At 37.4% G+C, this 22342-nt stretch carries 20 protein-coding genes and 1 pseudogene; 2 read left to right on the top strand and 19 right to left on the bottom strand.

Annotated elements, in window-relative coordinates:
• Window positions 1–4: 4 nt before the first annotated feature.
• The 5 genes from sucA to ACH6EI_RS09740 form a co-directional block, all read right to left on the bottom strand.
• On the bottom strand, window positions 5–2866 hold the full coding sequence (gene sucA, locus ACH6EI_RS09760) for a 2-oxoglutarate dehydrogenase E1 component (protein WP_028412867.1): 2862 nt from the start codon (window positions 2864–2866) through the stop codon (window positions 5–7).
• 364 nt (window positions 2867–3230) lie between these two features.
• Complete coding sequence (locus ACH6EI_RS09755; RefSeq protein ID WP_099000295.1) at window positions 3231–3818, bottom strand: PadR family transcriptional regulator; 588 nt, start codon at window positions 3816–3818, stop codon at window positions 3231–3233.
• A 66-nt stretch (window positions 3819–3884) separates the two neighbouring features.
• Window positions 3885–5429: an MDR family MFS transporter gene (locus ACH6EI_RS09750; protein WP_028412865.1), complete on the bottom strand. Its 1545-nt coding sequence runs from the start codon at window positions 5427–5429 to the stop codon at window positions 3885–3887.
• 139 nt (window positions 5430–5568) lie between these two features.
• Window positions 5569–6015: an OsmC family protein gene (locus tag ACH6EI_RS09745; RefSeq protein ID WP_099000296.1), complete on the bottom strand. Its 447-nt coding sequence runs from the start codon at window positions 6013–6015 to the stop codon at window positions 5569–5571.
• A 121-nt stretch (window positions 6016–6136) separates the two neighbouring features.
• Window positions 6137–7033 (bottom strand): NAD-dependent epimerase/dehydratase family protein, encoded by an 897-nt coding sequence (locus tag ACH6EI_RS09740; protein WP_028412863.1) that lies wholly within the window; start codon window positions 7031–7033, stop codon window positions 6137–6139.
• Window positions 7034–7198: 165 nt separating this feature from the next.
• Between ACH6EI_RS09740 and ACH6EI_RS09735 the strand changes: the two genes are divergently transcribed.
• The gene (locus tag ACH6EI_RS09735) at window positions 7199–8419 is read left to right on the top strand and encodes a DUF418 domain-containing protein (protein WP_099000297.1); all 1221 of its coding nucleotides are present in this window, start codon (window positions 7199–7201) and stop codon (window positions 8417–8419) included.
• A gap of 41 nt (window positions 8420–8460) precedes the next feature.
• Here the strand turns inward: ACH6EI_RS09735 and ACH6EI_RS09730 are convergent, their stop codons facing one another.
• The 3 genes from ACH6EI_RS09730 to ACH6EI_RS09720 form a co-directional block, all read right to left on the bottom strand.
• Entirely contained in the window at window positions 8461–8919 is a 459-nt protein-coding gene (locus tag ACH6EI_RS09730) for a hypothetical protein (protein WP_033579407.1), read from the bottom strand.
• Between the two features lie 324 nt (window positions 8920–9243).
• Entirely contained in the window at window positions 9244–9534 is a 291-nt protein-coding gene (locus tag ACH6EI_RS09725; protein WP_013057601.1) for a hypothetical protein, read from the bottom strand.
• Between the two features lie 93 nt (window positions 9535–9627).
• Complete coding sequence (locus ACH6EI_RS09720) at window positions 9628–10116, bottom strand: GyrI-like domain-containing protein (RefSeq protein ID WP_028412859.1); 489 nt, start codon at window positions 10114–10116, stop codon at window positions 9628–9630.
• Window positions 10117–10336: 220 nt separating this feature from the next.
• Here ACH6EI_RS09720 and ACH6EI_RS09715 point away from each other — a divergent pair, with 220 nt between their 5' ends.
• Window positions 10337–10624: a hypothetical protein gene (locus tag ACH6EI_RS09715; protein WP_028412858.1), complete on the top strand. Its 288-nt coding sequence runs from the start codon at window positions 10337–10339 to the stop codon at window positions 10622–10624.
• Window positions 10625–10634: 10 nt separating this feature from the next.
• On the opposite strand, the gene ACH6EI_RS09710 is transcribed toward ACH6EI_RS09715, so the two are convergent.
• The 11 genes and pseudogenes from ACH6EI_RS09710 to ACH6EI_RS09660 all read right to left on the bottom strand — a co-directional run bounded on the left by ACH6EI_RS09710 (window position 10635) and on the right by ACH6EI_RS09660 (window position 21999).
• Window positions 10635–11909: an FtsW/RodA/SpoVE family cell cycle protein gene (locus tag ACH6EI_RS09710; RefSeq protein WP_099000298.1), complete on the bottom strand. Its 1275-nt coding sequence runs from the start codon at window positions 11907–11909 to the stop codon at window positions 10635–10637.
• The gene (locus tag ACH6EI_RS09705) at window positions 11906–12304 is read right to left on the bottom strand and encodes a PadR family transcriptional regulator (protein ID WP_033579410.1); all 399 of its coding nucleotides are present in this window, start codon (window positions 12302–12304) and stop codon (window positions 11906–11908) included. Before ACH6EI_RS09705 ends, ACH6EI_RS09710 begins: the two co-directional genes overlap by 4 nt.
• Window position 12305: 1 nt before the next feature.
• Window positions 12306–12842, bottom strand: coding sequence for a sigma-70 family RNA polymerase sigma factor (locus ACH6EI_RS09700; protein WP_099000299.1), 537 nt, complete (start codon window positions 12840–12842; stop codon window positions 12306–12308).
• Window positions 12843–12963: 121 nt separating this feature from the next.
• Window positions 12964–14061 (bottom strand): acyltransferase, encoded by a 1098-nt coding sequence (locus tag ACH6EI_RS09695; protein ID WP_099000300.1) that lies wholly within the window; start codon window positions 14059–14061, stop codon window positions 12964–12966.
• Between the two features lie 217 nt (window positions 14062–14278).
• Window positions 14279–14959: a hypothetical protein gene (locus tag ACH6EI_RS09690; RefSeq protein WP_223546143.1), complete on the bottom strand. Its 681-nt coding sequence runs from the start codon at window positions 14957–14959 to the stop codon at window positions 14279–14281.
• Between the two features lie 527 nt (window positions 14960–15486).
• Window positions 15487–15675 (bottom strand): annotated as a pseudogene (locus tag ACH6EI_RS09685) (ABC transporter ATP-binding protein); the annotation flags it as partial.
• 271 nt (window positions 15676–15946) lie between these two features.
• Window positions 15947–16309 (bottom strand): P-II family nitrogen regulator, encoded by a 363-nt coding sequence (locus tag ACH6EI_RS09680; RefSeq protein WP_013057611.1) that lies wholly within the window; start codon window positions 16307–16309, stop codon window positions 15947–15949.
• 14 nt (window positions 16310–16323) lie between these two features.
• A complete protein-coding gene (locus tag ACH6EI_RS09675) occupies window positions 16324–17550 on the bottom strand; it encodes an ammonium transporter (RefSeq protein ID WP_028412855.1) in 1227 nt (408 codons plus the stop codon).
• Between the two features lie 266 nt (window positions 17551–17816).
• The gene (locus tag ACH6EI_RS09670) at window positions 17817–19355 is read right to left on the bottom strand and encodes an AbgT family transporter (RefSeq protein ID WP_176551777.1); all 1539 of its coding nucleotides are present in this window, start codon (window positions 19353–19355) and stop codon (window positions 17817–17819) included.
• A gap of 231 nt (window positions 19356–19586) precedes the next feature.
• A complete protein-coding gene (locus ACH6EI_RS09665) occupies window positions 19587–20549 on the bottom strand; it encodes a class F sortase (RefSeq protein ID WP_099000301.1) in 963 nt (320 codons plus the stop codon).
• Between the two features lie 106 nt (window positions 20550–20655).
• A complete protein-coding gene (locus ACH6EI_RS09660; RefSeq protein WP_099000302.1) occupies window positions 20656–21999 on the bottom strand; it encodes a copper amine oxidase in 1344 nt (447 codons plus the stop codon).
• Window positions 22000–22342 lie beyond the last annotated feature (343 nt).

Here is a 22342-nt window from a genome sequence, read left to right as displayed (position 1 = left end):
TTCCTTATCGTGTAACAACGTCGTTAGCAATTTCATTTTTAGTTAATGCATCTTGTAAAATACGTTCTTGTTCTTGTCTGTGAACTGTTGGATCTCCTTCAGCTGGACTTGAGCGTCTTGTGCGGCCGATGTAGTCAACAGTAGCTCCTTCTGGTGCTACTTCACGCAGTCGATCTTCTACATAGTTCCATGCGCCCATGTTTTCAGGCTCTTCTTGTAACCAGACAATCTCTTTTAAATTTTTATAGCGAGCAAAGATTTCAGCAATTACGCGTCTTGGGAACGGATAAATTTGTTCTAGACGAAGAACGTGTAGCCAATCTTTATCATCTTCTGCTTTGTTTAAGCGTTCCGTTAACTCACTGCTGATTTTTCCGCTGCACAGAACGATTCGTTCAACTGCATCTTCTTTTTTGCCTAATCCAGGCTGTTCTACTACTAAGCGGAAAGAGCCTTTTGTAAACTCTTCAAGGTTTGACACACTAAAAGCATTACGAAGCAAACTTTTTGGTGTCATAACTACTAGCGGTCTTACTTCTTCGCGCTGTAAAATGGCAGCTTGTCGTCGAAGTAAGTGGAAATATTGCGCAGCGCTTGTTACGTTTGCGATTGTCCAGTTGTTTTCTCCAGCTAGCTGTAAATAACGTTCTAGACGAGCGCTTGAGTGTTCTGGCCCTTGACCTTCATGGCCATGTGGCAGCAATAAGACCATTCCAGATTTTTGTCCCCACTTAGCACGACCTGCTGCAATAAACTGGTCAATAATAACTTGACCTGCATTGGCAAAATCACCGAATTGTGCTTCCCAAAGAACAAGCGTTTCAGGAGCAAATACATTATAGCCGTATTCAAATCCAAGCACTGAACCTTCAGATAATGGACTGTTACGAATATCAAAGGAAGCGCTTACGTTCTTCATTGCGTGTAGTGGTGAGTAAACATCCCCTGTCTTATGATCATGAAGAACAAGATGTCTATGTGCAAACGTACCACGTTCAGAATCTTGGCCTGTAATACGAATTGGCGTGCCGTCTCTTAAAATCGTAGCAAATGCAAATGCCTCACCCAATGACCAATCCACGCTTTCATTTTCTTCAAACGCTTTGGCACGTTTAGATAAGATGCGATCAAGTTTTGGAAATACGTTAAATCCTTCAGGGTATTTCACTAGCTCTTGATTCACTTCAAACAGCTCTTCTTTTGTAACAGATGTATCAATATCTGAAATTCCTTTGAAGACTGCTTGTGGCATTTCCATAATTCTATGTTGTTTTTCAGCTTTTGGCGGTACTTTCTCATAAGCTGCTTTTAACTTCGCTTGTAACTCTTCATTAATTTGATCTGCTTGACCGCTTTGAATAACGTTTTGTTCTTCGAGCTGCTTTGCATACATAGCACGAACGGTTGGACGTTTTGTCACAATTTCATACATCTTCGGCTGCGTTACAGACGGTTCATCCATTTCATTGTGGCCAAATCGACGGTATCCAATTAAATCAATCAAGAAATCTTTGTTAAAACGTCTGCGATACTCATAAGCAAAATAAGCAGCCGCTAAACAGGCTTCCGGATCATCCGCGTTTACGTGAACGATTGGAATTTCAAACCCTTTTGCTAAGTCACTTGCATATTTTGTTGAACGAGAATCGACGCTTTCTGTTGTAAATCCAATCATGTTGTTAGCAATAATGTGGATTGTTCCACCTGTTTGATAACCAGTCAATTGATTTAAGTTCAGCGTTTCTTGTACAATACCTTCACCAGGGAACGCAGCATCTCCGTGAATTAAAATCGCGAACGATTTTTTTACATCTTGTTTCGGGTATCCATTCACATCACGCTCATCTTGAGCCGCTCTTGTAAACCCTTCCACAACCGGATTAACAAACTCCAAGTGACTAGGGTTACTAGCCAATGTCAAACGAGCTCGAACTGTGTTCTCTGCTTTAATTTGTTTGTCGGCACCCAGGTGATATTTTACGTCTCCCGTCCAGCCGTAGTTGATACCGATTGAACCTTCTGAAGGAACTAATTCCTTGTTAGGCGCATGCTGGAATTCCGCAAAAATCATTTCATACGGCTTGCCTAATACGTGTGCTAATACATTTAAACGTCCACGGTGAGCCATACCGATATTAACCGTTTTTGGGCTTGTTTCCACTGAGCGTGCAATCAGTTCATCTACAAGTGGAATTAACATATCTACGCCTTCAATAGAAAAGCGTTTTTGTCCGACAAATGTACGATGTAAAAATTGTTCAAAGCCTTCTACTTCTGTTAAACGCTTTAATACAGAAGTTCTTTTCTCATTTGAAAGAGGTTGGAAAATAGCACCTGACTCGACCATATCAGTCAGCCACTTATTCTCTTCCATGTTATGTACGTGATGGAATTCAAACGCAATGGTTTTTGTGTAGACATCTGTTAAATAGTTAATTGCGTCTAAACCATTTTTGACGTGTGATGGCGCATTCGTACATAAAATATCAACCGGAATTGATTTTAAATCTTCTTGCGTTAAATTGTAATCTTCCAAGTGAAGCAAGACAGGATCTTTCTTCTCGCTTTCAAGAGGCTTAATTGACGCGTATAGATGACCATAAGCACGGATGTTTTCCGCTAGCTTAATAGCCGATGCAATTTTAGATGTGTTAGCTGAAGGTGCAGTCTGTGCGTATTCAGCTTGCTGAACCTGCTCACTTTCGTTTAATGGAGGAGCACCCCAATAATCAAATAATTCTTTTAAGTCTGGATCTACTAGATCTGACTGCTCTTCATATAACTCATACTGTTCTAATACATAGCCGTAGTTCGGACCCAAAAATCCTTGCCAAGGCTCCCCTCTATTCGACGTTTCGTTACCCATGATAAAACCCCCAACGAGTTATAATAATTGTCGTACTCAACAATCTTTCCATTTTGAATGTCGATTACCTTATCGTCTGACATCTTTACAACGAGTGATAAATCTCACTGCGTGTGTATCTGATATCTGCTTATATTTTACCACTCTTTTACTCGTCAATCAAAATGAAATCGCTATATTTCTTTAATTTTTTTTACTTTTTTAATAGTCTTACTACTTTTTGAAAGCGTTTTATAAGTAAAGCTGATTAAAGGTCGAATCAGGTGTTAATTAATTGTTATTGACCTAGCTTTTGGCAAAATTAAATTGCTTAAAATATATTTTATGACTATTTAAAAAAAGAAGCAGTGTTTTGCTTCTTTTTTTAAAACTCATCTACGATTTTTTCAACGTCTTTAAAATAACCATCATCTACTTCTGTAAGCTTGCTGCTTTTCGCCGCTTTGAGTAAATGAGTGAACCAAGTTAGTTCTACTTTCAAATGCATAATCGTGCGCATAATGATCGACAGATTTGCAATGGAATGATCGACCTTTTTAACTTGGTACAAATTTTGCATTTTTTCTAAATAAGCTGCCGTTTCCTCAATCTTTTTTTCTAAAGCAGAAGCCACTTTTTTTTGATCCACGTAAGAAGTAAATGAAAGAGCAGCATAAACAGGTCTATGCATATGCTCTTTTTTTAACAGCTGTTCAAAATAAAGGCGTTCAAATTCTTCTCTTCCTGCATCCGTGATAGAATAAACGGTCTTTTCAGGTCTGTTCGTCTCTCGAATCACATCGACTACTTTCACCAACTGATCTTTTTCGAGCGTATCAAAAGCGTAATATAAAGAACCGCTTGCAAGTTTAATATAGTGCTTCATTTGTCTTTCATTAATGGTTTGCTGAATTTCATAAGGGTGCTTATTTCCTTCCATTAATAAGCCCAGTATGACTAATTTAACACTCATAACACCTTTCACCTCTTGACATGCATCTTATTTAGTAAAAAAAGCACGAATAAATTCGTGCCTTTTCTATTTTTGAGCTGCCGGTTCCTTAGCTTCTACCCGCTTTTTAGGGGGAACTTCCACTCGTTCATTTCCCATTAAAAAGACAGTAATAATAGCTACTGCAATTGGAATAAGAGCAAGCATAAATGCATACGTGATCGATGTAGACATAGCATCAACAATCTTATCTAATATTTGAGGCGGAATGCTGTTTCGGGCACTTGATTGAAAAACTGCACTCGGATCTCCTATTTGAGAAAATGCTCCTTGTGATCCATTTCCCATACCTTGAAAATTGCGCTGCAGCTCATTTGTAAATGTATTGCTTTGAATCGTTCCAAAAATCGTAACTCCCAGCGTCATTCCTAAAGAACGAGCAAATGAGTTTGTTGAGTTGGCAGAACCTCTAAACTGTGGATCTAGCTTATGAGTTGACGACGTTGGTAAAAGAGAAAAGCTAAACCCTACGCCAAATCCAGTCAAAATCATAAATACCGTGAGCATCCAACGAGGTGTATCAGGTTCCATTGTTCCTAACAAGAACATTCCTACTGCAAATGAAAAAACGGACATAATCATCAAGTTTCGGAAGCTTGTTTTTGTGAGAAAAATCCCGCCGATCGCACTTCCTGCTACTGAGCCTAACATCATCGGAGTTAAAATTAAACCTGCATTTGTAGCAGAACCTCCGTAGACAGCTTGAACGAAAATAGGAATAAATACCGTTAAAATAATAAACGTTGCTCCGTATAAGAAAGCGAGAATCTGTGATGTTGCAAATAAACGGCGCTTGAACATCCAAAATGAAATAATCGGCTCTTGCGCGCGCTTTTCCACAAAAAAGAAGAGTGACAGCGCCACAGCAAAGATAGCAAAAAGAGATAAAATTTGCGGAGAAGACCACTCATACTCTTTTCCTCCAAGTTCAAGAGCAAACATTAAACTTACTACTGAAATGACAAGAGTGGCTGCACCAGCCCAGTCAATTTTTTGCTTTTTATGACTTTTTGACTCTTTATAAAAGCGCATAATAAAAAATAACGATAAAAGTCCAATTGGCACGTTCACGTAAAACACCCAGTGCCAGCTGATGTATTCCGTAATGTAAGCACCGAGAAGTGGACCAAATACGCTTGCTGAGCCAAAAACGGCACCTAATAATCCCGTCATTTTCCCGCGTTTTTCAGGAGGGAAAATATCAAATACGATGGTAAAAGCAATCGGAAGAAGCGCTCCTCCTCCAATTCCTTGAATCGCTCGGTAAATACTTAGCTGCACAATGCTTTGTGCTAAACCACACAATGCGGATCCAAGTAAGAATACGGTTAACCCAAAAATAAAAAACCGTTTACGGCCGTACATATCAGATAGTTTACCAAATATCGGCATACCTGCCATCACGGCAACCATATAAGCGGACGTAACCCAAACAAACTTATCTAATCCGCCTAGATCAGAAATGATTTTCCCCATAGCCGTCGCTACGATGGTATTATCCATGGCTGACATAAAAATACCGAGCAGCAATCCTGCTACGATAAAACGAATATGTTTTTCTGATGAAACCATTTCAGTTCCTCCTTTCGCGTCATCTTTTTGATGAACAGAAATGATAGCTACTTAAATTATTATATTCAAATTTGAGTATTTTACAATCTTAAATGTGCTATTTTTTAGAAATAAACATAACAAAAGCGTAATGGATTCATTACGCTTTTACTGTGAGCTGAGGTTCTAATTCGATCTCTACATTTCCTTGAATGGCTCTTGAAATCATACAGGACGTTTCTGCTTTTTTTATAAGTCGATTGATTTTCTCTTCTTGGGCCGCAAATTTAGGTGTGACGATCACGTGAGGTTTATGAATGATTTTTTCGTACGTAAACACACCATTCGTTACGTCCACGATAGCTTCTGATTCCATCGTTAAAGCCTCCTGATGGATTCCACTTCTTTCTAGCATCGCTGCAAGCGTGATAATGTAGCAGGTGGCTGCTGCTCCTAGCAGCATTTCATCTGGATTTGTCCCGGCTCCTGGCCCGTCCATTTCTGGTGGAATAGAAATGCTTGTTTTTAATTGCCCTGCTTCAATTGTTCCCACTTCATTTCGGCCTCCTGGCCAATTTGCTTGCAAATGAAAGTGATGTTTTGCCATAGTGTATCCTTCTTTCTTCTATATAATGATGTATACTTAGCGTACCTTTTTTGCTCATAAAATAAAAATGTTCTGCTTGTAACAGCAAAAAGACTGCTAAACGTGCAGTCTTTGTTGTTCTCTAACTTAAAGGTACTTTCTTTTCGCTTTCAACGACAGTTTTGATTAATGAAGGCAGCCAGTCCTGCAGGTTCGTAAATGAATATCCCCAAAAGCTAGCTTTTTCATTGCTCATCGTCCAAGAATGATCTACTCCGTACGGAGAACTATTTTCATCCGTTAAACGAGAGGTTGTTCTTGCTGTTTTATCCGCTGCTTGTTCAATATATGAAAATAAATTTTTGAGTGAAATGGTACCATTTGAACAAGCGTTAATCGGCCCTTTTAGCTTCTGTTCTGCACACCAAACTAAAAATTCACCTGCTTCTTCCTGTGAAATGAAGTTCATTTCTGCTTCAATAGCCGGTACACCAATTTCTTCTCCATGCATAATTTTTTCTATGTGAAAACGCAAGCGGTCCGTATAATCATCTTTTCCCATAACAATTGGAAAACGGACAGCTGTTACCGAAAACGGTGCTTTTTGAAAGAATACTGCCTCGGCTTGGCGTTTTCCTTCTTGATAGGAAATATTTTCACGGCGTGTATATGAAATAGGATACTTGTATGGATCAAAATCTTCTTCATAACACGTTTTTTCTAAAGAACCATATACTGAAAGAGTCGAGGTAAGTACATAGTGACTCGTACTATGACGAAAAGCTTCAACAGCAACAGCTGCGCCGTGTGAAGAATAGCATATTTGATCGAAGATAACATCCCATTTTCTTCCTCTTGTTGTTTCGATTACAGAATCTTTTTCTACACGATCAAGAAAAATTCGCTCAACTCGGTCGCCGAAATCATCCGGTGTTTTACCTCGCGTTGCTAACGTAACCTGTACTCCTTTAGAAAGCAATGTCTGAACTAAATTTTTTCCGAAAAAACGCGTTCCACCTAACACAAGTGCTGTTTTCATCTTTTTCTCCACCTTTCATATTTGATATGGGTGACCATACCATTATTATCCAAATTTTTCATCCATAAAGCTATGAATCTTTCCGCTTATTTTTTTGTACTTCCACCTATTTTTTCGCCACTGCCGTGTTAAGATGTACATATCTAACCAAAAGGAGCGACAGCGATGAATCCTTCTCCACTTCCCCTTAACGAACGTCTTGTTGTTCTTGATATTATTCGGGGCATTGCTTTGCTGGGCATTTTTTTAGTGAATATACCGGCTTTTACTTCTCCGATATTTATTTTTCAGCTGTACAATGTTTCTTATAAGTATGAAGGAATAGATGCTTATATTGATTTGTTCTTGCAGCTGTTTGTGCAAGGGAAGTTTTTTACCATTTTTTCTTTTTTGTTTGGACTTGGATGCGGAATTTTTTTGCATAGAGCTGAAGAAAAGCAGTACTTTGCCGCTGCTTTATGGTCAAGAAGAATGGCTGCTTTGCTATTAATCGGGCTTTTTCATCTTGTCTTTTTCTGGTATGGAGACATTTTGCATGTGTATGCTATTGGCGGTTTTTTATTATTCTTTTTTTACAATCGAAAAGCTAAGACGATTTTGCTGTGGGCAATAGGCTTGCTATGCTTTTTTTATCTTTTGGCTTGTATGCAGTTTTTTATTCCAGCACACGTCTTGCAGGAGGCTCAGTGGGAGTATAAAGCTTTACATGAACATGTCTTAACCCAATATTTATCCACCTACAGGCAAGCAGACTATTTATCTTGGCTGTTTTATCGTTTGAATGTTGAAGTGGTGCCTATGCTATTAAATCTACCGTTTTCTATCTTTCCCGTATTTTCTATGTTGTTATTTGGCTTATATACTGCTAAAAAAGGATTGGTACATAATATCGAACAAAATCGTTCTTTTTTCAAGAAAATTCAGTCAATAACAGGCGCAGCAGGTTTCACTTTAACTATTATTCTGGCCATGCTAAAAACAGAGATTTTAAGATACGAACTCTATCAGCAGGCGGCCATTCACCTTTTTACAAGTTTGAGCGGCATTTTTCTATGTTTTTTTTATCTTACCACCTTACTGTTATTCCTGCAATTTTCTCCTTATGCTTCAATGCTGGGTCTTTTTAAGTATAGTGGAACAATGGCATTAACAACTTACCTTAGCCAAACTTTAATTTGCCTGTGGATGGTTCGAGTCTTTGGTTTATACGGAACTCTTACCTTAACGGAAAGCACGGTTATTTGTCTCATCATCTATACACTCCAGCTTTTTCTTAATAAGTGGTGGCTTTATTATTTCTATTACGGTCCGTGTGAATGGTTATGGCGGAGCTTTACATACCGATCTCTCCCGCCTCTTAGGCGGAATAGAAAAGCTTCAGCTTAACAGCAAATCGGCCTTCAAGGTTGAAAGCCGATTTGTCTCCTTTACTGCAAAGGCGGTATAGTTATTCGTTTAATTCCATTTGTCTCAAACTCTCGTATATAATCCATTTCTCGATGAAAAATTTGCATAAAAACTTCATTTTTTATTTCTTTAGTGGGTCCTATTTGCTCTATCACATCTCGTTTAGCCATGCGATAGGCTAGCGCTTCCCAAAACACTTCGTTATCGTATTCTCCAATAATATCTTGAAGAGAATCTTCATGTTCTTCTGTAAACATAACCTCACTGTTTAGCGTGTGAAAAGGTCCTTTTTCAAGGAAAGGCTCTGCGTGTGAAAACATTTGTTTTTCTACATCCGTATATTCCTGTGCATGCTCATCTTCCACTCCAGAACATGCTGTGACCATCCAGTTACCTAAATAAATTAAATCAAGCAGTTGAAAAAAGTGCGTTTCAGATAGTTGAAGTTCAATATCGTTTTTTACAGGAGCTTTTGACATAAGCGCGGATCTCTCCTTTAATTTTGAGGGTAGTTGCTACTAAATAAAATAGCTAAAAGGGTTAATATGCAGGCTAGCAGGAAAACTGAAGAAATGGCTTCACCTCTTTTCTGTAGTGTAAAAATAGAGGTACTGACATCCAAAGAAGTGAATACGAAGGGTGTAAACTTATCATAATCGAAATAAAGACAAGATACAAGACTTTTTTACTAAATTTTCTGACTATCTTCGTCATAAATACCTATTTTTGTTTTGTTTATACTAGAAAGGTCCGGAATTTGTGTGCTGAGCTGTTCAAAATAAAAAAGCGCTGAACCAGGCGCTTTAACGGTGTAAAAAAATAGATAAACCAATAAAAAAAGCAGCTAAAATAAAATCAAAAATCCATTGCCACTTCTCACGTTTTAACAATACGTGCTCTACCCCTGATAACAGCGAACTTATACTAACCAAAACAAAAATAAAGCTCAATTGGTTAAACGAAAATTTAGTGACAAAATTTGATACAAGTATGACTGCTACGGTGATGAACAGTGCCATTTGACTTATAAGTACCCATTTAATTCTCTGTTTATATCCGTCTTTTAAAGCTTGTAATAAATCGTTGCTGATCACTCTCACTAAACCCCTTTTGTATTCCTATCGTCAAAAGTAAGAACGCAGCAAAAAACGCTTCTCTGCATCTTAACTACTTAGCAAAACTAGCTATTAAATCGAAACATAAATATCAACTTGACTGTACTCAGGATCAATACAGCGTTCATCATATAGTTCAAAATCTATTTTATAGGCACGATGATTTTTTTTAGCCCACTCGCGAATATAAGCCCAAGCCTCTACGACTACCTGTCTAGCTGGCCCAACAGCTGTTGTAAACACCATATATTCACCTTCTGGGATGATGAACTCTCTCATATCCTCTTTCAGTTCGCCGCCGGGTAAAACTTCGTAGCCGAGAGCAAATGTAAAATCCATTTTTTGATTATATTCAAATTCTGTATAAAGAGCAAATGTATTACCATTTACTTTATTGGCGATTTTATTAGCTAACTGTTGTTTATAAAAAGTCTGCCAGTGCTCAGGAATAAGACCTGTGCCCGTTTCTTCCACAGGTTCATCTGTTCGAATAGGCACTCCTACAACAGTGAATTCATTTACCTTGACTACTTTTTGACTTACGACTAAGTCAGTCAACATATTGAGCCCCCTTAATTCTTCTTTTTCTGTAGTTACAATGAGGGAAATACTTCTTAATATGCATTTTATTTGTATTCAAAGAAAACGTCAACCTTTTATGCAAATCCCTTAACGAAGGGGCTGAAGATCCTTCTTCTAAACTATAAAAAACGATTCTATTTTCTTTGTACACATCATACGTATAAGATACCCCTAATTTACAATAGAGTGAGGTAAAAAAATGAAGATCATTGAACTTGCCGAATTCATTAAAACAAGTAAAAAAACAACTAAACTTGCTCTCTCCTCTTCTACAGTACAGTATACATTAGAAACAGATGATTTGAAAATTGAATTAAAAACAGGCGGCACGAATAAGCGAATCGTGTTTTTTCGCATCTTCTTAAAAGGAACGTACAAGGATTGGATTTGTTATCACCGGAACGAACATCATATTTACGAATTGTATCAAAATATTCCTTTATCTCCTAAAATGCAAAAGCAGCTTTTGTATGCTATTGCATCATAAAAGAGCTGGCTTAGTTAGCCAGCTCTTTTATCGGTATATCTTTTGTTTTATATATACTAAGCACAATGCCAATGAACACCGCATTTGCAATTGTGGGACCCATACCATAACTTATAAATGGCAACCATACACCCATAATTGGAAGGAGATTAAACGACATACCTAAATTATAAAGCAACTGAAATGCATACACGCTTACGCTTCCGGAAACAAGCATTTTTCCAAACGGATCGCGAATCTGTTTAATTAACAGTATCATTTTTACTAATAAAGCACTCAACACTAGCATAATAAAAATTGAAATTCCCCAGCCGTAGGCATAGGTCAAACCTGCATATACAAATTCTGTGTCGATTCCACCTATTCGGTATCCCTCTGATGGATTAGCTTGAGGAAGCCACTCAGCTTGATGGAACAGGCGAGAAAGATGTACAGGGACGTAGCCTGCCCCTGCTGGATCTTTCCCTAGATGCAGCACAATTGATAGACGACTTAAGTAATAAGAGCTTCCTGAAAGGAGCAGCATAACGGCTATAATTATAAACAGTGTGAGCAGAAACAACAAAGTGATCTTTTTAGCATGTTTACGAGCACTAAATATAAACATAGAAGCGATCATGATGATGTACATCATCACATTAGGAATACTAGTTAAACGCCCGTATAAGACTATGGTTAAAATAAATAGTACTGCTATAATGGGAACGTTACATGACCTACGTTGTAAAATATATCCCCAACCTATTAAATAAAATATTAAAATGAAATTTAAATCTAGGCTAAAAAAAGATAGGTTTACTACGGTTGTACCTTGAACGTTTGGTTGAATCCTTTCTGGCAATATATGCAGATTAAATACTACAAGGAGGAGTGTAGGAGCTATAAATGCTACCCACCCCCACTCTCTCCACTTGCGGTAGTTTTGAAAAGCACATACTGCTGTCAGGGCTAGTCCAATTAATGCAGTAATAAGTTTGGTTTCCATTGATATAGATGAACCTAGCTTAATTGTCAACATTCCTAAGCCTAACGCTGCAACAAATAATGAAACTAAGATCCAATCAATCTTTGTGCGGTATAGCTTTTGAAAGCGTCTGCTTAGTTCCGCTGAACTGCCCATTTGTTCAACAGCTTTTTTTTCAGCTTCCTCTTGAGAAACACCGCGCTGAATAGATTCTCGTTCTAAGTTTTTAATATGGGCATCAAGCTCTTGATACACTGCTTCTTTTGCTTCTTTATGTTTTATTTCTTGAGTAATTGACTGTAAAAATTCTTCTTTTTTCATTGTCCTCCTCCTAATAACCCTTGAAGGACAAAAGCTGATCGTTGACTTCCATTTTCTAAGCTTTTCATTACCTTTTTACCTTTACTATTCAGCTGATAGTATTTCTTCTGATCTTCTTTCCAGCGGCTTGTTACGTATGATTTTTGCTCAAGCTGATGCAGCAGAATGTACACAAACCCTTCTTGTTCATCAAACTCTTGAATTCCTCTACTCCGTAGTTTTTGAACAAGTTCTATTCCATTTTTTTCAACTGACAGAAGCTGTAGCGCTGGCAGTAAAATGTTTTCTTGTTTTATTTTTCGCTTAATAGCTTGCTTGTGCTTGTCAGTAAACTGCAGGTTTTGGAATACAGATTGCTTCATTGAGCCTTTTAGATGACGTAATCTTTCATCCATATTAGCCCTCCTCTATCATTTGTTTTAACAATTCTTTTCCACGCCGTAATCGTGTTTTAATCGTATTAGAATTAATAGATAAAAGCTCAGCTATTTCTTTAATTGTGTATTCTTCGAAATAATGCAGATAAATGAGTTCTCTATACTTTAATGGAAGACTCATTACAGTTTGAACCAATTCTTCAGACTCCTCTTTTTTTACCATTTCTTCTTCGATCATTTCTTTGCTTGATTCAAAAATCATATGTATATGTTCTGTAAATTGCATTTTTCGCACGTACCAACTTTTTAAATAATCTTTGCAGTGATTAATAGCAATGCGCCATAACCAAGTTTTCAAACTAGATTGCTTAGAATACGTAGAAAGAGAATTATAAAACTTCACAAAAATTTCTTGTGTCAAATCCTCACTAACAGTAGAATTTCGCACGTAAGAATATACAAGCTGCAAGATGGATTGACCATATTCATTCATAGCCTCTTCTAAAAGAATTTCATACTCTTCTTGCTCTACTAATGCAAATAGCAAATCGTTCACTTCACTCACCTCTTTTTCAATACGTTAGACGAAGCTCAAGCCAATTAGGTTTTAAATTACTCATTTTTTATCAAAAAAACACCGGAAGCTTTGGGGTCAGTCCCTTGCTCCGGTGCTTTTCTTATTTATGCTGTAGCTTTGTAAACGAATGTTTGTGCGGCTTTGCATGTAACTTTCCCTTTGTCCATTGAATCCCTCTGTATAAATAGTACGAGCACCAAAAAACTGCTGGGACGATAAGTACATATGCGACGATACTATTTGTAAAGAAAGAAGAATCTATGGAACGAAGCAATCGATAGGTCTCATTTAATATACATATATGCACGACATAAATGCCAACTGAATTTTTCCCAACCTTTGAAAAAAACGAGTTTTTGCCAAGACTTGGACTGCTTAATACGAATAAAAACAATGATGCCGATAAAAAAATCGTAGAAATAAAATAGTCTCCGGGCTTGCTGTGCTGGATATTGACCAACCAGTAGCGCTCGGCGATCTCTAACGCTGAAAACACAAAAAAGCTGGCTAAATAAATCATGGGCCTTACGTTTAATACTGACAGAATTTGCTTACCATAAAGGGCAAACATAGCTCCTAATACTGTATAGAATAAACCAAAGAACAGGGCATCTCTCGTTTGAAAAGAAAGTGGAAAAAATAAAGAATAAGACTGTCCAAATAACCCAGTTACATATAATACGGTGCTGATAATCATTAATAAACCGATCTTTTTCCATCTTTGAAATAAGAAAACGATAACAACAGCCCAAATTAACGCAATCAAGTACCAAAGCTGAAATCCGCTTGTGTCACTTCCATAATAAAAGATATCTTTGAATGTGATGGATGATGTTAAATAATCAGCTACTGCATCTTTTCGCTCTGCTAATGTTCCGTGGTTTTGAAATAAGCGCAGAACTACACCAAACAATAAATAAAAGATGAACCAACATGCATAAAGCTTTGAAATATTCCACGTGTATTTTTTTAAGTATGCAGAAGGTTTTGGATGTTTTTGAATTTTATTCATAAACAAATACCCTGATACAATAAAGAAAAAAGGAACCGCGAATCGTGCAAATGTGTCAACAATGACATCTAGCACATTTTCCTGGTTCCCTAAAAAGAAATCGTCATGTGATGGATTAACATGAATACAAACCACAAACACTGTAGCAAAAAACTTAATAAAATCAATTGAATAATTACGTTCCATCTTGTTGTCAGCTCCTTAAAATAAACTCGAGCTCTATTTTAGCATAATTATCCAAACGAAAAAGACATTTTGGTAAAATTAACCTTATAGTCATGGAAAAATTTTCTTAACTTCCAATATTCTAGTCTTGTTTACTTGTATGATGTCTTTCAATATTCCAAATAAATGATTCTAAAGAACTACAAAACAAAAAAACAGATTACCGGTAACCTGTTTTTTAAATTAACATTTTCCATGCAAACTTATTATCTTGTTTAATATCGATTTCTTTTTCATGCAAAGCCTGCACATGCTGTTTAATTTGTTTGAGAAACAGCATTACTTCTCCGCTTGATACGGCAGCTGAGTTGAGAGATAACGAATGTTTTTTAGCAATTTTTAATTCCTCTGTTTCCACTGAAATACTCACGTGGCGAAATAAGTGCCAAGGGTAATAAACTGTTTTAAAAGATTTTGAGAAATAAATTCCTTTAGAACAAACGGTAATCCCCTCGGTTTTTTGAAGAGGATATGTATTTAAATGAGCTACAATTTTTTCTTTTGCAGGTAAATAGAGCCTGTTTCGCATCTCTTTTTCAACTTCTTCACATAGTTGTCCTGCTACCGACAACACATCTTTTGGATCAGGTGTTTGATGAATTTGAAAAGATGAACAAATAGAAGTTAATTCTTTTGAGGATACACATGGATATATATAGTCTTGACACATATATTCATGGGAATGAGTGCGAATAAATTTCTTGATTTTTTTTAATAGAGATACTAGCTTTCTAGCTGAGTAATCGTTTTGATTGACTTGAAATTTCTCCACGTCATTAAAACAAATCATTTCTTCTTTTCGAATGGTAATGGATTGAATGTTAGCGAAATCTTCCCATAACATTTTTCCTTTTTTCATCCCTCTGCTTTTCCAGTAAATCCCCTTATTTGTAAAGCAAATTCCCCTTTTATCTAGGCCCGCTATAAAAGAGCTGTGTAAATACGCAATTATTTTTTCTTGGGGCTGAAACTGAAAGTATTTGCTAGCCATTTTTTTGTAGAAACTAGGTATTTGCATTACATAAAATTGACTTTCTCTATAGATTAAGCATAAGTCAGTCAAATAATTAGTTTTCAGCGTCGCCACGCTCTCACTTCCTTTTTGAGTGTAAATAACCGTACCCATTTTTTTCTATTACTTTATAAACGTTTTTTGATGAAAAAAGTTTCAACTTTTTTTGTTTTTTATGAAAAAGCTTTAAATTGAAGCATTCCTTTCATCTAGGAGGTTATCTAATTACTCACTTATTCAATAATCTTATTTTAAACGTTCCCTACTTAATTAAGAAACTAAACCAGATAATAGCAATGCTTACCTGCTTTATCCAAATCATCCCCTGTGAACAAAAATAAACCGCAGCGTTAAAACGCGATGCGGTTTGTTTTTTAAGCTAAATAAGCTTCTTTTATTTTTTCATTGTGAATTAATTCCGGTCCTTTTCCTTGCAAAATAATTCCTCCCGTTTGAATCACGTAGCCTCGGTGCGCGATTTGCAGTGCTTGATAAGCGTTTTGTTCAACGAGCAAAATGGTCATTCCGCTTTTATTTAATTCCATAATAATCTCGAATATCTTTGTAAAAAATGTTATTTCTGGAAACGATGAAAAAGATTACTGTTTATGTACCCCTTTTTTCTCGCAATCTTTCATAATAGATTCAATCTCATATACAAAGAGAAGCTGAAAAAATAAAAATATAGTTATTTTCTACAATATACTCTTTGGCTGTATATATAACAAAAAAGCATGTCACCATAAAGAAACATGCCTTGTAACTATTCAACCTAAAAAAAGGTGCATATTATGCACCTTTTTATGACCCTTTGTTTTCCGCTTCTCCCCGAGTTTAACTATTGTTTCGTAATGCCTGTGATCCCTCTTCCCCTGTTCGGATCTTAATCGCATTTTTTAATTCATAGATAAATATTTTCCCATCTCCAGGCTGACCTGTATTTAGTACTTTTCTTGCTTTATCAACAACGTCGGATACGGGAACTTCGCAGACCACAATTTCCACTTTAATTCGGGCGTGCATATTGTCTTGTTTTTTGACCCCCCTGTAAAGTTCCGTAATGCCTTTTTGCAATCCGCATCCTAACGCATCTGTAACCGTAATACCGCTCACGCCAATTTTTGCTAGTTCTTGCTTAAGCTCTTCAAACTTTGAAGGGCGCGTAATAATTTCAATTTTTGTTAAAACATCACTCACTGTGCCCACCCCTTTTACATATTCGATTCGTGATACGCTCTTTCACCGTGCAGCGTAATATCAAGCCCGAGCGTTTCTTCTTCTTGTGTTGCGCGTAGAGATACTACCAACCCAACCACTTTAACAATAATGAAGGTAGCGATGCCGACAAACAGATACGTTGCTACGATAGCCACCAGCTGTTTCCATAGTAGACTTGGGTCTCCGTAGAATAAACCATTCGCGCCGGCATCATTTACAGAAGTTGTGGCAAATAAACCCGTTGCGATACCTCCCCATGTTCCCCCAATACCGTGAAGACCAAATGCATCTAACGCATCGTCGTAACCGATTTTCTTTTTAAGTGAGAAGATACCCCAGAAACAAACTGCTCCGCCGATAAAACCAATTACAATAGAAGCAAACGGTGTAACGAATCCACAAGCTGGTGTAATAGCTACAAGTCCAGCAATCGCTCCCGAAACGGCTCCAAGCAGCGTAGGCTTTTTATTAATAATCCACTCTACTACAAGCCAGCCGATAATTCCTGTTGCTGCCGCTGTATTCGTGTTAATGAAAGCCGTCATTGCAACGCTGTTAATAGTTAAGGAACTTCCAACGTTAAATCCAAACCACCCGAACCAAATCAGCATTCCGCCTAAAAGAGTTAGCGGTAAATTGTGAGGTGCTGCAGCATCGGCATTTTTTCGTTTTCCAACAACAAGAGCTAGAATTAATCCTGCTACACCTGATGAAATGTGAACGACGTTTCCGCCAGCAAAGTCAATAGCTCCTAGTTCACGAAGCCATCCGCCAACTCCCCAAACCCAGTGTGCAACGGGTGCATATACAAATAATGACCATAGGATAGCAAATAAGATAAATGCTGAAAACTTCATGCGCTCTGCAAAAGCACCCGAGATAATAGCTACTGTTAACACAGCAAATGTTAGTTGAAACATCATAAACATGTTATGCGGGATCGTTGCGCTGTAGTCCCCGTTTGGAGTGAATCCAACGCCTTTTAATCCCACCCAGTCCAAGTTTCCAATAAAAGCATTGCCACCGGTCGAAAATGCTAACGAATAGCCAGCTACTATCCAAAGAACAGATATGACAGCTAATGAACCTACGCTATACATCGCGGTACTTAACATGTTTTTACTTCGAACCATGCCTCCGTAAAACAATGCAATAGCTGGTGTCATAATCCAAACCAATAATGCTGAAAAAAACATAAATACTGAATCGCCCATTTGCATGATGATTTCCCCCTTAAGTACGAATAAATAACCCCTAAATTTAATGTTAGATTATATAACATGTTTTGTTATGTTTACTATCATATTTGATTTATATGTATTTAGCAACTACTTTTTGCAAATTTATTCAGAAAATTTTTGTTTTTTTATCCTCTTTTCTTTTTGTTATTTATTCTCCTATGTACACATAAGCTGAAATATCATTTATAAGTGTTAGAATTTCTAACATAAAAAATCCTCTTCTTGGAGTAGAAGAGGATTTTTCTTTACAAATACATATATACACCTGGTCCTAGAGGAATACCGAATACAGCAAAAACAATCAACATTATAATCCAAATTCCTAAGAAGGCTAAAGTATAAGGAAGCATAAGTGAAATGATGGTTCCAAGCCCTGCTTTTGGCTCGTATTCTTTCATAAAGGCTAAAATGACAATCATGTAAGGATTTAAAGGAGTGATTACATTGGTAGACGAATCTGCTATTCGGTAAGCTGCTTGAATAAATCCAGGGTTGTACCCTAACAGCATGAACAATGGAATAAAAATAGGTGCTTCTAGTGCCCATTGAGCAGAGCCGCTGAAAATAAGAAGATTCAGCAGAGCTGTTAAAAATACAAAACCAATTACAACGGGAAAGCCTGTTAGATGTAATGCATTCAATATATCCGCTCCTTCTACTGCGATCCACGTTCCAAGATTCGTCCAATTAAAGTAGGCAATAAATTGAGCAGCCGCAAAAATAAGGACGATGTAGCTTGCCATATCTTTCATCGAATCAGTCATATAAGCAGGTATATCTCTAGAACTTTTGATTTTCCCTACTGTTATTCCATAAACAGAGCCAACTACCACAAAAAACAGCAGCGTAATCGGAATGATACCATCTAAAAAAGGAGATGGAACAATTCCGCCGTCTTCATTTCGTAGAGGAGAGTTGGGCCAAAATAAGAAAACAGCTAGTACAACGACATAAATACATGCAGCAACGATACTGTTTTTTAAGCCTCTTGCTTCTGCCTCACTAATTTCACCAAAATCATTGCGTTTTTTTCCTTTATAATTACCCAGTCTAGGTTCTACAATCTTTTCAGTGACGATCGCTCCTATAATAGTTAAAACAAATACAGAAGCCGCCATGAAGTACCAGTTCGCTGCAGGACTGACAGCAGCGCTTGGGTCAATTGTTTTAGCAGCTTCAGTAGAAATGCCCGATAACAATCCATCGGTTCCGGATATAATAAGATTCGCTGTAAAGCCTGAACCCACCCCAGCAAATCCTGCCGCTAATCCAGCAAGCGGGTGCCTTCCTACTGTATAAAATATCATTGCTGCAAGCGGAGGAACGATGACAAAAGCAGCATCTGCCGCTAAGTTGGCCATAATTCCTGTAAAAATGATGGCGTATGTAATAAGAGCTTTTGGAGCATTTAAAATCGTTTTCTTTATGGCCACTTCAAGCAGACCTACTTTTTCTGCAAGTCCGACTCCAAGCATCATAGCAAGTACAAGTCCTAGGGGCTTAAATTCAGTGAAATTGGTCAGCATCGATGTTAAGATATACTGAATGCCTTCATGCGACAACAAACTTTTAATTGGAAGAGTCTTATTAGTACCAGGATGGACCACTGTTACTCCCATACTATTAATAGCAACAGACGCTAATACGATAATAAGCGCTAAGCATACAAACAAAATAAAAGGATCAGGTAGTTTGTTTCCGAATGCTTCTACTCTTCCTAATAGTTTGTCTAGAAAGGTTGTTAGATGTGGTTTTTGCTCTGTTTGCAAATTAGGTTGTGCCATACTTTCTCTCCCTTTTCTTTTAGATTCTTTTTGTTTTTTTTCCTTTTAATTACCAAAAAGACTATTAGTACATAATAATCTGAATATTTATATTATTCAAGTATTATTTTTAAGGAATTTTTATTTATCTATTAAAACTAATAGCATTTAGATAAATAGAAAGCCAGAAGAGATCTTTTGAATCGACAATCAAAAATAACAAAAAGCTCTCCGTTTGAAGAGAGCTTTTTGTTATTTCGCTATACTAGATGGGGCAGACTCTTTTCCTGACTCGTTAACAGCTGTTACATAATAACGAGACTGAGATGCGTCGGAGTCGGCAAAGCTTTTTCGCTCAAATTCCGAAACGCTGCCAATATGGACAAATGTTCCGCCTGGGTTCTTTTTATAAATTCGGTAACCGATAATATTGCCTTCTCGTACCGCGTACCACGTAAGCAAATTACCGCTCATCTTTACATGTGTAGGAGGTTGTGGTGCAGTTGCTTCACGCTCCAATTCTTTTGCTTGGTCAGCTTTTAGTTCTGTATATACAACTAACCTCTCTTGATGGGTTCCTTCTGCACGGTCAAACGTGCCTGTACACGTAATTAGATTTAAATTACGTTTGTTGCTGTACCCAAAAATTTCGTTTAAAGGTGCCTTATCTCGCGGATAGCTTTTTGTACGTTTAACAACAAAGGTAAGCGTGGTCCCCTGTGCATCTCTTACGGTAATTTCATCGTCTTTTTTTAAGTTTTTTAGATTGTAAAAGACGGCAGGACCGGTTTTACTGTCTACGTGTCCTGCTAGTACAGCATTTCCTTTTACGCCAGGTTTAGCTCCTGGTTCAAACCAAGCAACTCCATTTTCTGTAGATGGCGCTGCCATTTCACCGCTGTCTAATAACCCTACTTGTTCAATTGAAGCCTCCACATGAATAGCTGGAATGGACACTTTTGCAGGAATGATTCCTTTGAATTCTTTGTTTAACTGTTTGGCTTCTGTTTTATGCTGTTTTAATACAGCAAATTCCTCTTCAAGCGTTACCCGGCTTTTTAAATCCTTTGATTGTGATTCTTTTTCTTTTTGCTTAGCTGCATTCTGTTGCTTCATTTCTTTTGCTTCTACCATTTGTTCTTTAAAATATAGTCCGCCGCTAACAAGCAGGACTAAACTTAATATACAGTAGGCGAGAACAATCGCTTTTTTCACATCGTCACCTCGTTTCACAGCTGTTTATAAAAAAGAAGAGAGAACAACCTCTCTTCTTTTTTTAGGACTCTTGACTTGTAATTCATAAGGAAAAGGAGAAAAAATATTATTTGCTTACTGGTTTCTTGCGTAAAATAACTCCAGCTGTTAATACAGCTAACGAACCTAGTGCAATATAGATCGCTGTTAGTGGGTTCATCGTTGATTCAGATGCCCCGCCCATACCTGTTTTCGGCATATCTGTTGGCATAGCTGTCTCAGCAAACTTATCGGGATTTTGTTTTACAATCGCTTCACCTAAAGCTTGGCCGACACCAAACATTAATTTATACCCTTCACGGTACGTATCATAACTTCCAGCGTAGTCGCCGGATGCATATTGCTCAAATGTTTTAATAACCGTATCTTCATGTGCTTTTATAGCTGCCTGTGCGTCTGCAGTTGGAAGGTTTCCATCTGTTGCTGTTCCTAAGAATGTACCAAATTCTTGCGCGAATTTATGGAGCTTGTCTTTAGCAGCTTTTTCTCCTGCTTCATCGCCTTTTACTTGTGCACTTACTAGTTCAGCTTGGGCATTGATGTGATCTCCTTGCCAAATTTTTTCGAATTGTGCAGCCCCTTCATCGCCATATACTGAACCGATTGCAGCTTTAAAATCTGCTGTGTTAGCATTTTCTAACCAGCTAACATAGTCGTAATCTTTTGAACCGTTGAACCCTTTTTCCATTCCCATTGTTGCTAAAGCAAAATGTTCTGCTGCTAAGCTGTTTAATGAAGAACGTAAATCTGCTGCTGGTGTATCTACTTTGGTATTATCGAATTTATCGGGCATTTGCGTTACGATTGCATTTGATAACGCTTTACTAATGGCAAACATTTGCTGATATCCTTCGCGGTATGTTTTAGCGGCCGCTTCGTAGTCACCTGCTACATAATCTTCAAATGTTTCTTTTACTTGGTCTTCATGTACGCGAAGCGCTTCTTTTGCTGCATCTTCAGGTAGTTTGCCTTCCGTAGCAGTACTTAAGAACTTAGCAAATTCATTTACGAATTGATTTACTTCTTTATCTACTTCAGCCATGGCTTCTTTGTCATTTTCTTTTGTTGCTTTTACAAAATCATCTGTGTAACTATTATGTTCTCTGAAAATTCTTTCAAATTCAGCTGCTCCTTTATCACCATAGACAGACGCAATAGCAGGCTCCATGTCAACGGCATTTTGGTCCAATGCTTTAAACGCAGCGTCAGCGTCTTTAGAACCGTCATAGGCTGTTGTCATAGCGGCAACGGCAAGCGTAAAGTGTTCAGATAATAAGTAGTCTAAGTTCGCTCGTAAATCTGCAGCTTTTGTTACTGCCGTTGGTTGTGCTTCCTCTGCGTTTGCAATTGTGGGCATCAATAGTGAAGCTCCTAGTACAGGGATCATTAACTTTTTGCTTAATTTCATCATTTTCCACTCTCCTCATTTTTAGTTGATGTACGCTACTTTTTTCATTCTTACTACATCTTAAATCATTAAACAGATTGAACATTTTGAATATTCTTTATATTTTACCTTCATGTTCTCCCGTATTTAATGACTCTTTTTAGGAAGTATTCTCTTTCTATCTACTAAACGATTGGCGAATGACCTTGGATCACTTTTTTAAAACTTTTTTAAGATGTCATTTTCGTCAAGAATTCCTTCCCTTTCTACTTATCTAACGAACGCTTTGTTCAGCTAGATCACTTTTTTTGAAAAAGTTTTTAACCGCTTTTTTCAAGAAGTACTTCCTTTTCTACTTACCTAACGA

Origin of the sequence: Priestia sp. JSM ZJ58, from assembly GCF_044383985.1 — a bacterium.
Classification (GTDB): domain Bacteria; phylum Bacillota; class Bacilli; order Bacillales; family Bacillaceae_H; genus Priestia; species Priestia zanthoxyli.
This window is presented reverse-complemented; position numbering and strand designations above follow the sequence as displayed.